10 protein-coding genes are annotated in these 12,580 nt (G+C 52.4%); 5 read left to right on the forward strand and 5 right to left on the reverse strand.

Annotated elements, in window-relative coordinates; translation table 11 throughout:
* The first annotated feature begins 25 nt into the window (after window positions 1–25).
* Entirely contained in the window at window positions 26–1,627 is a 1,602-nt protein-coding gene (locus tag MKZ07_RS27615; RefSeq protein WP_341028770.1) for a glycosyltransferase family 39 protein, read from the forward strand.
* A gap of 36 nt (window positions 1,628–1,663) precedes the next feature.
* Window positions 1,664–2,436 (forward strand): IS5 family transposase gene (locus tag MKZ07_RS27620; protein WP_341027176.1). Its coding sequence is split into 2 segments (ribosomal slippage): window positions 1,664–1,994 and window positions 1,994–2,436, totalling 774 coding nucleotides; the frame shifts between segments, so codons are not numbered across the junction.
* A gap of 338 nt (window positions 2,437–2,774) precedes the next feature.
* Here MKZ07_RS27620 and MKZ07_RS27625 read toward each other — a convergent pair.
* Together MKZ07_RS27625 and MKZ07_RS27630 are read right to left on the reverse strand one after the other, a co-directional pair.
* Entirely contained in the window at window positions 2,775–3,305 is a 531-nt protein-coding gene (locus tag MKZ07_RS27625) for a ClbS/DfsB family four-helix bundle protein (RefSeq protein WP_036694632.1), read from the reverse strand.
* Between the two features lie 100 nt (window positions 3,306–3,405).
* Window positions 3,406–3,957, reverse strand: a complete 552-nt coding sequence (locus MKZ07_RS27630; RefSeq protein WP_036694661.1) for a histidine phosphatase family protein — start codon at window positions 3,955–3,957, stop codon at window positions 3,406–3,408.
* A gap of 69 nt (window positions 3,958–4,026) precedes the next feature.
* On the opposite strand from MKZ07_RS27630, the gene MKZ07_RS27635 reads away from it, so the two are divergent.
* A complete protein-coding gene (locus MKZ07_RS27635) occupies window positions 4,027–4,944 on the forward strand; it encodes an AraC family transcriptional regulator (RefSeq protein WP_036694630.1) in 918 nt (305 codons plus the stop codon).
* A gap of 24 nt (window positions 4,945–4,968) precedes the next feature.
* Entirely contained in the window at window positions 4,969–5,571 is a 603-nt protein-coding gene (locus MKZ07_RS27640; RefSeq protein WP_036694629.1) for a GNAT family N-acetyltransferase, read from the forward strand.
* 502 nt (window positions 5,572–6,073) lie between these two features.
* Here the strand turns inward: MKZ07_RS27640 and MKZ07_RS27645 are convergent.
* Both MKZ07_RS27645 and MKZ07_RS27650 read right to left on the reverse strand, forming a co-directional pair.
* On the reverse strand, window positions 6,074–7,849 hold the full coding sequence (locus tag MKZ07_RS27645; RefSeq protein ID WP_036694628.1) for an ABC transporter ATP-binding protein: 1,776 nt from the start codon (window positions 7,847–7,849) through the stop codon (window positions 6,074–6,076).
* A complete protein-coding gene (locus tag MKZ07_RS27650) occupies window positions 7,836–9,611 on the reverse strand; it encodes an ABC transporter ATP-binding protein (protein WP_036694624.1) in 1,776 nt (591 codons plus the stop codon). Before MKZ07_RS27650 ends, MKZ07_RS27645 begins: the two co-directional genes overlap by 14 nt.
* A 239-nt stretch (window positions 9,612–9,850) precedes the next feature.
* On the opposite strand from MKZ07_RS27650, the gene MKZ07_RS27655 reads away from it, so the two are divergent.
* Entirely contained in the window at window positions 9,851–11,230 is a 1,380-nt protein-coding gene (locus MKZ07_RS27655; RefSeq protein WP_341028772.1) for an amino acid permease, read from the forward strand.
* Between the two features lie 286 nt (window positions 11,231–11,516).
* Here MKZ07_RS27655 and MKZ07_RS27660 read toward each other — a convergent pair whose 3' ends face one another.
* Window positions 11,517–12,491, reverse strand: coding sequence for a DUF4003 family protein (locus tag MKZ07_RS27660; RefSeq protein ID WP_341028773.1), 975 nt, complete (start codon window positions 12,489–12,491; stop codon window positions 11,517–11,519).
* Window positions 12,492–12,580 lie beyond the last annotated feature (89 nt).

Genomic DNA, 12,580 nt, shown 5'->3' on the forward strand with positions numbered 1-12,580 from the left:
GGACGCTGCCGATCAGGAGGGTATCATGGTAAAAAGAATCCAGCAAATCGTAACGATCATCCTCGCCTTGTTCATTGGGCTGTTCATCGCTTCATCCTTCTTTTTCCGGGCAAAATATAATTATTCCGTGTATGGAGACCGGGCGGTGCTGGAAGGGCAGCAGCCGCTTATTTTCCTGCTATGGATCGTAGTTGTTCTGGGACTGGGCTTCGTGCTGTACAGACTCTCACGGAAGCTTGAAGGCTATAGCCGGGCCAAGATTATTCCAGCCGTTCTGCTGTTGTCTGGTATCCTGCAGCTCGTGATTATTTTTCTGTTCACCCGCATGCCTACAGATGATTCACAGACGGTGCTGTCCCTGGCCTGGGCTATGCTCTATGACAAGGACTATTCCTCCTTTCAGTCAGGCGGATACCTCTACATGTTCCCGTTCAATTTCTCCTTCGTGCTGTATCTGAAGACGCTGCTGCTTCTGTTCCCGGACAATTATCTGGTGATCAAAAGCTTCAATATCCTCTTCTCCCTCGTCACTACGCTGGTCATCTACCTGCTTTGCCAAGAGCTGAATCCTAAATCAAGCAGGAAGGACTATGGCCTTCTGATTGTGGCTGCGACCTATGTTCCAGCTTTGTTCATGAGCAACTTCATCTATAATGATGGAATTGCCACGGCTCTGCTCACCAGCGCGCTCTACTTCGCAGTCAGGTTCATCCGCAGAAGATCCATGAAGGATATACTGTTCGCGGCAGTTCTGCTGACACTCGGCAACTACTTCCGTAGTATAGGTATGATCTTCCTGATTGCCATTGTCCTCGGTCTGCTCCTGAACCTGCGGGCGATTGGCGTGAAAAAGGTCATGGCTGCCCTTGGAGTAACGCTGCTGCTGTGGGTTCTCCCTGCCTGGATTCAGAATACGGCGCTTCAAGCAACAGGCATTGTGGACGAATCGCCGTCCAGCAATTCTGCTCCAGTGTACATGTGGCTGAATATGGGGATTAATCTGGAGACACTCGGGTTCTGGGATGACCGGGAGAGCTATAATATCTACCAACAGGAGGCCGGCTATAATAAGGCGGAGAGTGTAGAACTGTTCAAGGCGTCTATCCGCAGCAAGCTCTCCGGCGCGACCTTAACCGAGCTTGCAGGAATGTATTATAAAAAGCTGGTCTGGACCTGGACGGAAGGGACCTATCAGATGGAGCGCTACGGGATAGGAAATGAAGGAGCCTCCTCTGTTGGCGGGAGGGGCGGCATGGTAATGGGCCATTACAGCTATTCCACAGCTGCAAGCAGACTGTTTGAAGGTGCTTCTATGTACCGGAGCAGCTTGCTGTGGGCCATATATGTCCAGAATTTCCTGATGTACGTCTTCATTCTGATCCGGTTAATCCGGGGACTGCGGACTAAGCGCTTCGCGGAGACCCCGCTCCTGCTGGTGATTCTTGGCTTCATCGGGTTCTACCTGCTCTGGGAGATTAAGTCCCGGTATCTGTATCCTGTGTATCCGCTGCTGCTTGTCTTATCCTACTTGGGTGTCCAAGACGTATATGTATTGCTGACCGGGACAAGGAGGTCTAGGGCGTGTCTTAAAACTAGATATTGCTTCCAACGCATAACCGTAGCATAATTTTACAAGGACGCAATTACGAGGAGCTTGTAAAAGATGCTAAGACGCCACGAAATCAAAGACCCGGACTGGGAAAGGGTCAAAGAACTGTTGCCACCTGAAAACAAGGGTGAAGGCAGACCCTCAAAACCCAATCGGGTGATGCTTAATGCCATGCTTTGGAAAGTCAAAACAGGGGCACCTTGGCGTGATCTGCCAGAACGTTTTGGTTCTTGGAAAACCGTGTATTCCCGGTTTCGTTTATGGAGCAATGACGATCTTTTTCAAAAGATATTTGAAGCGCTCGCCAGCGATGCAGACTTGCAGGATGTTTCTCTAGACAGCACCTCTTGTAAAGTTCACCAGCACGCAGCGGGGGCTAAAAAAGGGCTGAAAATGCCGCAACCAACCAAGAAATCGGACTTTCCCGAGGGGGACGCAATACCAAAATCCACGCTGTAGTCGACGCGCTAGGGAATCCGATTCGCCTATTTTTAACGCCTGGAAACATCCATGATTGTACGGCAGCGGTCGAAGTCCTGTCAGGGGTAAGCTTGTCCGGAACCGCTATTTTAGCCGATAAAGCCTACGGAACGGTAGAGATTCGAACGTACATTGAATCCCAAAACGCAACATACTGTATCCCGCCCAAATCCAATGCCGCAAATCCTTGGACATGTGATTTTTACCATTATAAAGAACGCCATGTAGTGGAATGTTTTTTCAACAAACTCAAACAATTCCGCGGAATCGCAACACGCTATGACAAGCTTTCTCGAAACTTTTTAAGCTTTGCCTTTCTCGCTTCCGCGATGATTCTGTTGAAGTAGCTTCAATATGATTAGTTTTCAGACACGCCCTAATCATGCGGACTAAGAAATATTACATCACCTTAATCATTAGTATGCTTAGCTGTTCTCTGCTGCTCACTTCCTGCGAAGCGGTCACGGCTCAAAATATTACTAGTGCAGACTTCAATTCCCGGCCCGGCGGCTTCCCCGGCATGAACGGCGGGGGCACCAACTTCAAGGACGGGAGCAGGGGAATGAACCGTGAAGGCCCTGACAGGAGGGGGATGCAAGGGCCAGACGGGAGGGCAGACAGCACGCAATGATTGCGAAGCAGTGGACGCTAAGCTGCTATGCCACTTTGTCATATTGCCACTATTTCACTCTGCCAGTCCTTCAGGACAATGCTTTTTCCACTTCCGGATCTTCCCCCGAAAGGTCTTGAACGGAGCGGCAGAGTTAATGTGAATCCACCGGGCCATCGGCCAGTTCTCCTTGGTTCCGGTCCACTTACGCGCGCCTTGGATGAACAGCTCCTCCTCCGTCAATGTTCCGATCCAGTCCAGCCACTGCTGCTCTGATTGCCGGAAGAGCCCGCGCAACTCAGACAGGGAATACTCCGCATATTTGCTGTAGAAGGACTGATACAACCCGCCGAGCTGATTCCACTTGTAATCCGCAGCGGGCATGGAGAAGGTCTGTCCTTCCAGCTCGCTCCGGTCCCAGCTCCTCACCAGCTCCAGCCACCCCAGCTGATAAGCGATGATCTCGGCAGGGGTTTTGTCCACCTCGGGCATTCGCGTATCCTTATATGTATTGTTAATGCCGTCATACTCGGCATCCAAGAGCAGGTACAGATTATGGATCGTGTCCATCAAGTCCTGCCTTGACGAGTATTCATAGCTTGCCATAAGACAATCACTCCTTTACCTGGTTATATCACAGCGCCGTGACAGCAGTCTGTCAAGTTTAATCGGGTGCATCGAAACTATATGTGTGGCCAAGGGGGGGCTAGCGCCAAATACGCTGTACACTCACAAGCTTGTTCTCAACGAAGCTTAGCTTATAGATGTCTGGCATTTCTAACTGCTTCCAGAAGCTATAATCATAACGCTTATCCAGAGCATTCATGATCAGGACCATCATATTACCGTGAGTTCCGATAGCGATTGAATTTCCTTTATATTGCTGCAAAACTTTATAGAGTGCTTGTACGCCTCTCTTCTGGGCAACCAGATTGGATTCTCCTCCCGGCCAGGCGAAGGAAAAGTCCTCCCATACCTTGGAGATAGCCTGCCCGAAGTCCGGTACAGGTTCTGAAGACAAGATTCTTTCTTTAAAATCATCTTCAATTACAATCCTAGTCCTGAGCGGTTTCTCCAGCCCCTCAATGGTCTGTATAGCCCGTTTATAGGGACTAGAGATCAGAATGTTAATATTCTCATGAAGTAGTAGACGGGTAACTCTCTGTGCGTCTGCCCGTCCATCTTCGGATAAAGGTCTATTCAATTCGTCGGTAGAATAAGTAGAGTGGGCATGTCGTACGAAGTACAGAGTGGTAATCATTCACTATCGCCTCATCTATTAATATTTGTACAGTATTGTAACACGAAGAGGACGGGGGATTCAGTGATGAAGGAGCAGTATGGAGAGAGGATCAAGCAGGTCATTGCCTACATAGAAAATCACAGCAGCCAGCCGCTGCGGCTGGATCAGCTGGCGGAGATCTCCCATTTCTCCAAATATCATTTCAGCAGAATATTTACAGCCTTCACGGGCATGACGCCCATGGCCTTCGTTACCAGGAAGCGTATCGAGCGGGCATGGGAGCTGCTGACCAAGACGGACCTGACCATTCTGGAGATTGCATGGGAAAGTGGCTTTGAATCGGTATCTGCTCTGAATGTCCATTTCAAACGGCATTTCGGCTGTACGCCCAGCAGTGTCAGGAACAGCAGGCAGAAACATAGCAATTTCCCGTCACTCCTCAGCAATAAGCAGGCAGAGCCGGCCGCCCTGGCGGATTACAATAAAGCCGAAGGTAATTCGCTGTTAAGGAGGGCATGGGACAGTATGGTGGAACTTAGAGTAATTGCAGAAGTTGAAGTCGCTTATGTCAGGCATATTGGTAGTTACCTGGACACGCATCACGCATGGGACAAGCTAACCGGCTGGGCTACTGAGAAGGGGCTGCATCCGGCGAATCAGCAGTTCATCGGAATCTCACTGGATGACGGGGAACTTACGGAAGAGTCTGTATGCCGCTATGATGCTTGCGTTACACTTCCGGAGGGATTCGACCGGGAGGCCCATCGGGAGGAGGTAGCATACAAGACTCTATCCGGCGGGCAGTATGCGGTGTATTCCTACTATGATACGGTAGAGAGATTTGTCCTTGCGTATGATACGATGTTCAGCGTATGGTTACCCCGCAGCGGCTATGAAGCCGATGACCGGCCATGTCTTGAATTCTGTCTGAATGATCCTGCGCAGGACCCGCAGGGCAAGTGCATGGTTGAGCTGTACGTCCCCATTAGGCCAAGCGCTTAAGGATCAGAGAAGGGAGTGCCCCGGGTGAAGATGGAGATTGTGTTTGACCAGTTCCCTGTCTTAAGATCAGAGGAGCTGGTGCTGGGCAAGATTGAGGAGCAGCATCTGGACGGGCTGTTCGAGATTTACAGCAATGACCATGTGTTCGAATATTGCGGGATTATCCCCAAGCACAATAAGACTACAGTCAAGAGCATGATCGGTCATTATGAGCGGGATTATGGCAAAAGATCGCGGATCAAGTGGGGCATCTTCGCTCCAGCGGACGATACGCACCTGCTCGGAATCATTGAAGCCTGCGACTTCAATCAGAGGGTTAATATGGTCACCATTGGCTACTTCCTTGCGGAAGCCCAGTGGGGGAGGGGCCTCGCCTCCAGGGCCGTTGAGCTGTTGACAGCATTTCTGTTCCAGCAGGCTCAGGTGAACCGGATTCAGGCGGAAGTGATGCTGAATAATGAGCCCTCCAAGAAGGTGCTGCTGAAGAACGGATATGTCAAGGAAGGGATGCTGCGGCAGGCGGCCCTCTGGTCCGGCAAGGGCGTGGTCGATCTGGAGATCTATAGTATGCTGAGGGAAGAGTATATGAAGGTTCTACAACCGGACCATGAGGCCTTTATTTTGTGAAAAAGACAGCTTTATCGCTCGTCCGCGGACTGAGGGGCCGTTATAAGGCCAGTTGGTGATGGAAATGAGGCAAGCGCGGCTAGTTAAGTGCATGTGAGTCCGCTTAGCCCGCGAAATGGTGCAATGCACAGGAATAGCGGCTCTCCAGTCCGCATGGATCGCAGCAGGAGTATTAGTATTGCTTAATTGCACGAAATTGAGAAAGCCAGTAACAGTAGTCTTAGGCGGTAACGGATCTTACGTGAGGGCGCAATCTTCACTGGAGATGTGCTGTACGGTCCAACTAAGCGTGCCAAAAACCGCAGACAGGGGAGCCCCTGCTGCGGTTTTTGGCGATTTCTTAAAATATAAGAATCTATATGTTTCACACGATAGATTATCCTTCTATTTCTCGCTGAAACGGTACCGTCCTTTAAAAGGACGGCAAAGCCGTTTCCACTTGTTTGAACCTATATAAATTGAACTACAAGTACAATCTATATAGCCTTACTTGCGTTGCACGTCAGGCTTCCATCTTCTGCGCCGTATACAGCCGGTGGTACAGGCCGCGGCGGGCGATCAGCTCGTCATGGGAGCCGCTCTCGGCAATGCCTTTGTTCGAGACATACATGATCCGGTCGCAGTTCTTCACTGTAGACAGGCGGTGCGCGATGATGAACGAGGTCCGGCCCTTAAGCAGCTCATTCAGCCCCTTCTGGAGCAGACGCTCGGTCTGTGCATCAATAGAGGAGGTGGCTTCATCCAGAATGAGAATCCGCGGGTTGGCCAGCAGCGTTCTGGCGAACGAGATCAGCTGCCGCTGCCCCTGGGAGAGCTTGGAGCCGCGTTCGTTCACCTCGGTCTGGTAGCCCTGATCGAATTCGCGGATGAAATCATCCGCGCAGACCGCCTTCGCAGCGGCGATGACCTCCTGCTCGGTCGCATCCGGTCTGCCATAGCGGATATTATCCAGAATGGTTCCCGAGAAGATGAAGCTGTCCTGCAGCATGATCCCCATCTGGCTGCGCAGTGACTTCAGCGTGATCTGCGAGATATCCTGCCCGTCGATCAGAATGCGTCCGCCGGTCAGGTTATAGAAGCGTGAGATCAGGTTGACGACGGTGGTCTTGCCCGCTCCGGTCGGACCGACCAGAGCGATGCTCTCTCCCGCTGCGACATCGAAGGAGATGTTCTCCAGGATATTCAGGCCCGGATCGTAGGCGAAGGTGACATCATCGAACGTCACCCGGCCCTCCACTGGCGGCAGCGCCTTCGCACCGGGAATATCGCTGACCGTTACCGGCTCATCCAGCGTCTCGAAGATCCGCTCCAGATAAGCGACCGCATTAATGAAGTTATTGTACAAGTTCGACAGGTTCAGGATCGGCTGCCAGAAGCGTGCCGCATAGCTGCTCATCGCGAGAATGACGCCCAGCGTCATATTCTGCGGGTCCAGGGTCAGCAGGCCAACCAGGAAGATCATAGCCGTAACAATGGTAGACAGGTTATCGACACTGAACGGAATCAGTATGTTGTAACGCAGCGCCTTCATCCAGGCCGTGCGGAAGTTGCCGGCCAGACGGGTGAAGATCCCTTCATTGCGTGTCTCCCGGGAGAACATCTGGGTGACGCCGATGCCGCTGATACTCTCCTGCAGATAAGCATTCAGGTTGGAGCTTTTGTTCGATACGGCCTGCCAGGCCCGGCGCTGCCGGGTCTTGATCAGCAGCATGACACCGAGGAACACCGGCAGTCCGGCCAGAATGATGAAGGAGAGCCGCACATCCACGGCGAACATGAACACCGCGATGAAGATCAGGTTCACGATTTCCAGGATGAAGTTGATAATCCCGTTGGACAACACGTCAGAGACCCCGTTGACGTAGTTCACGACCCGGATCAGGATTTTGCCCTGCGGCCGGTCGTCATAATATTTGAAGGGCAGCTCCTGCAGATGCTTGAACAGGTCGGTGCGGATATCGAAAATAATATCCTGACCGACACGGGTCATAATCCGTGAGCGGATAGTCGCCAGAATGACACTGACCACGATGGTCGCCAGCATTAGCAGGGACCAGCCTGCCAGTGCTCCCATGTCTTTGGCGGGTATGGTCACATCCACCACATGCTGCATAATCAGCGGAGCCGACAGGGCGATTGCCGCTGACAATGCGCTGAGCGCGAATGCGATCAGCATCGGCTTCTTTTTACGCCGGATATAGACCATGGCCCGCCGGAAATGCTTGATATTAAACGGCGATTCCAGATTCTCATCGACATCGAATTTATTCCTGGCCAATCTCGGTCACCTGCCTTCCAATGCCCTCGTTCTGAAGCATGAATACATCATAGTAATAACCCCGCTTCGCCAGCAGCTCGGCGTGGGTCCCTTCCTCAATCAAGCGCCCGCCCTCCAGGATCAGAATGCGGTCAGCCTGGGCCGTAGTGGATACCCGCTGTGCGATGATGATCTTCGTGCAGGGATACTCCAGCTCCCGGAGGCTGCGCTGGATATGCTCCTCGGTCTCCAGATCGACCGCTGAGGTCGTATCATCCAGGATCAGAATCGGACGTTGGACCGCCAGGGCGCGGGCCAGCGCAATCCGCTGCTTTTGGCCCCCGGACAACCCGACACCGCGTTCCCCGACTACGGTATCGTAGCCTTCAGGCATCCGGACAATGAAATCATGGGCAGCGGCCAGAGCCGCGTAAGCCTGCGCATCCTCCTCAGGCAGATCGGGATCGCCGTAGGCAATGTTGCCGTCAATGGTATCGGAGAACAGCAGGACATCCTGCGTAGCCATCCCGATATTCCCGCGCAACTCATCCAGCTCAAGCTCCCGGACATCTCTGCCGTCCACCAGCACACGCCCGCCAGCCACATCATAGAAGCGGGGAATGAGGTTGATGAGCGAGGTTTTGCCGGAGCCGGTGGCCCCCATGATCGCAATGGTCTCGCCGGGGGCTATCGTGAAGCTCACATCATCCAGCACGGTAGCGTTATCATATTTGAACCGGACATGATCGAATTCAATCCGTCCCTCATAGCGGCGTTGCTCCACCGGGTTATGATCGTTGGCAATCGCCGGGCGGGCGTAATAGATATCGACGATTTTGGATAAGCTGGCAAAGAAACGCTGAATATCATTAATAATAATTCCGATATTGCGCATGGGGTTCGAGACCGCCCAGATCAGTGAGGAGAACGCCGTGAACTCACCGAAGGTAATCCGCCCCTCCATCACGTAGTAACCACCGGCCAGCATCAGAACCACGTTGAAGCCTTGGGCGAACGACTCCAGATAAGGGAAGTAGTCAAGCCAGACGAGAGCCGCTTTTTTATTCGCTACCGCGTAGTTGACGTTCTTCTCCGTGAACTTGGCAATCTCGAACTCCTCACGGGCAAAAGCCTTCACCACCCGGTTCCCGGAGATATTCTCCTGGGTCGTCGTATTAAGCTGGGACAGCCGCTCGCGCAGGTCGATGTACATCGGGCGCACTCGCTTGGCGAAGATAAAGGCCACTACAAAAATCGGCGGTGACAGGATCAGCATCCACAGCGTCAGCTTCACATCAATCGTGAGGAAATAAATGACGGCTGCCAGGAAAATCGTAAGCGATTCAATGATCGTCTTGAAAATCCACGCCATCGAGTGGCGGACCATATCCAGATCCCCGGTCATCTTCGTCATCAGGTCCCCGGTGCGGTTGCGGTCATAATATTCCCGGTCCTGGCCCTGAATCTTGTTGTACAGATAAATCCGGATATTGTACATCATATTCTGTGAAGAAATTTCGTACTGCATGGTCGTGAAGTATGCCAGCCCTGTTCGGAGCAGAGAGAAGCCGATCATGCCCAGGCAGAGTGCAATGAGCAGTCCGCGGCCTGTAGCAAGATTCTCTCCGGCGTGGTCACCGGCAATGAACGTATCGACGATGCGCTGGCTGATGTAGGGGTTCACAATCGTAAGACTTGAGCCCACCACCGAGAGGCAGAGCGCCACGATATACCGCGCCCGGTTGCCCTCCAGGTTCTGCCACAGCCATTTGATTTCAAACATCTGATCACCTGTTTCCTGTTGTCTTGTGATAAACAAAGTGATTATAACACTATGAACCAAAATGTATAGGTTCTGGGGCAATTTATTGTTACAAATGGTGAAACTTTCTGCTGGAGTAATCCAGTAATTCTGCATTGCGTTAATGTAGATCACAGCTTACAATGATGCTTACATATTAAGATAGATTGCGTGGAGTACATGTGAGGTGTACAGGTGTACATATGAGGAGGAGCATTTCGTTGGAATCCAAAGAGTTAACCAGAGGGCTTAAGCCGCGGCATATCGAGCTGATCGCACTGGGCGGCACGATTGGCGTGGGATTATTCATGGGCTCGGCAAGTACGATTAAGTGGGCGGGGCCTTCCGTGCTGCTTGCGTATCTTTTGGCAGGAATCATTATGTTTTTTGTGATGCGGATTATGGGGGAGATGCTGGTGATGGAGCCGGTGACCGGTTCTTTTGCCACGTTTGCCCACAAATATATCAGCCCGCTGGCCGGCTTCCTGACCGCCTGGAGTTATTGGTTCCTGTGGGTGACAGTCGGAATGGCGGAGGTTACGGCAATTGGTATCTATGTCGGGTACTGGTTCCCGGATATCCCGCAGTGGATTCCGGCGCTGATCGGGGTGGGCATCATTGCGGCAGCCAATCTGGCGGCGGTGAAGCTGTACGGGGAGTTTGAATTCTGGTTTGCGATGATCAAGGTGGTTGCCATTGTTGTGATGCTGGTGATCGGCACCGGGGTGATTTTTTTCGGTCTCGGGAATGGCGGGCAGCCGTTAGGTCTGTCCAATCTGTATAGCCATGGCGGTTTTTTTGCCGGAGGATTAAAGGGATTTCTGTTCGCGCTCTGCATTGTCACGGCGGCCTATCAGGGGATTGAGCTGGTGGGGATTACGGCAGGGGAAGCGGAGAATCCGAAGCAAACGCTGCGCAAAGCGATCAAGAATATCATCTGGCGCATTCTGATTTTCTACGTGGGGGCCATCTTCATCATTGTGACCATCTATCCGTGGAATGAGATCGGCGAGATCGGCAGTCCGTTCGTGCTGACCTTCGCCAAGGTAGGGATTGTCGCTGCGGCTGGCATTATCAACTTCGTGGTGCTGACAGCGGCGATGTCGGGCTGCAACAGCGGAATCTACAGTGCGGGAAGAATGCTCTACACGCTGGCCCAGAACGGACAGGCTCCGAAGTTCTTCGGCAGAGTCTCTGCCAGCGGAGTGCCCCGAAACAGCATTATTACCACGATCTCCCTGCTGCTCGTAGGCGTATTGTTGAACTATCTGATGCCGGACTCCAAGCTGTTTCTCTATATTTACAGTGCCAGCGTGCTTCCGGGAATGATTCCGTGGTTCGCCCTGGCCTTCAGCCAGTTCAGATTCAGAGAGCGATGGGCAGGCGAGATGGCAGTCCATCCGTTCAAGTCCCGCTTTTTCCCGGTCAGTAACTACATTATCATTATCTTCCTGTCGCTGGTCATCATCGGCATGTGGTTCAACCCGGATACCCATCTGTCGCTGATCGTCGGCGCGTCGTTCCTGGCTGTTGTTGTGGCGGGGTACTATGCGTTTGGGATCGGCAGGCGCCGGATGCCCGAGGATGGGGAGGAAGTGTAGGGTTGTTGCGGAAGGGTGGCAGGCAAGCGGCCGCTGCTATCTAACATAACAACAAGTGGAAAAACGTCATCTAATTATAACAAAATCGTTGTTTGGCGAATTGTAGTTGGAAATTATACACCTAATCCAGCCGGATATAGGTAACATCGCAGATATGGGCAGAGTTAAGTGTCATAAATCCAACTAATTTCCGTCACACGGGAGATCGCTGGTTAACAAGTGCCTGAAATCCAACTAAAAGGCTTCCGAAGCAATTACGCTCCGGAAGCCTTTTGCATGTCAGCCCTTAAGAAGAAGCTGCCGCCGCAGCAGAGGCTGCAGCTACAGCGATCGCTGTCTGCTGGGCAATGATGATGTTGGTCAGGCTGGTAGAGAGTGCGGATTCAATAATGCCGTTTCTCACATCGACTATATATTGATAGGAGACGAGTGCGGCAGACAGCAGGAGCAGCTCCTGCTTGTTGATCGACCAGCCGCCGAAGCCCTTCTGCGGACGCAGGAATTCATAGGTGTCCGAGACATCGCTTACCAACTGCTGCTGCTCATAAGGGATCAGGGACAGGATGCCAAGGGACGAGAGTGTATACTCCTTATCCAGCCGGATATCCCGTGCCCGGAACGCCTCACGCAGGCTAAGCACCCGGCTTGTGAGATCCTCGCCGCCTAGCACCAGCACCTGTGTCAGCGCCTGAACACTATTGCCGGAGAAGAACTCGGGCTTGAGCGTAACATAGAGCTGTTCCAGCTGCTCCAACCCTTGCTCTACAGGGATATCGGAGAGGCCGAGCATGGTGGCGAAGATATAGTCGTCCCGTCCGGTGAGGAAACGGTGCTTTGACCGCATTCCTTCATAGAAAGCTTGAGTGCGGTCTATGGCTGCGGCATATTGATCGTACGGGGTATGGGCAGCGATCTGATAGGCGGCAATGACCAGGTAGTCGGAGGCCCGGAATTTGCGTTCCTTGAGCAGGTCATATACAGCGAGCGTATTTGCAAGCTGCTGTTCCGGCTGGGCGGAGAGGGAGAGCAGCGCAGCAATACAGATGGCTGAGGTTCCGCGGAAGGAGGAGAAGCCCCGGGTGTTATCCTTGACCATCTCATGGTACATGCGGATCGCCTGTACGTTGACCATCTTGTCCTCCACGGCGTAGAGCAAGGCTGCCAGCCGGTTCACGGAGGCATTTTGCCACGGGAATTCCTGTTTAATCTGCTGCGCGTTAGTTACGAATAATTCAAGTCTGGCTATGTACGATTGCTTCATAGGATGCACCTCTCATTTAGTGGTAGTTAATTTGGGTATATTCTACTATAAAAACCAAAACGATGAAATTGAAACTCTTCCATTAGACT

This window comes from Paenibacillus sp. FSL P4-0338, from assembly GCF_038002365.1.
Classification (GTDB): domain Bacteria; phylum Bacillota; class Bacilli; order Paenibacillales; family Paenibacillaceae; genus Paenibacillus_AQ.

Bases quoted from the DNA above. Each gene is read 5' to 3' on its own strand.
- MKZ07_RS27660 (WP_341028773.1), bottom strand. From the start codon at position 12,491: ATGAAGCAATCGTACATAGCCAGACTTGAATTATTCGTAACTAACGCG.
- MKZ07_RS27615 (WP_341028770.1), top strand. From the start codon at position 26: ATGGTAAAAAGAATCCAGCAAATCGTAACGATCATCCTCGCCTTGTTC.
- MKZ07_RS27635 (WP_036694630.1), top strand. From the start codon at position 4,027: ATGAAGGAGCAGTATGGAGAGAGGATCAAGCAGGTCATTGCCTACATA.
- MKZ07_RS27625 (WP_036694632.1), bottom strand. From the start codon at position 3,305: ATGGCAAGCTATGAATACTCGTCAAGGCAGGACTTGATGGACACGATC.
- MKZ07_RS27650 (WP_036694624.1), bottom strand. From the start codon at position 9,611: ATGTTTGAAATCAAATGGCTGTGGCAGAACCTGGAGGGCAACCGGGCG.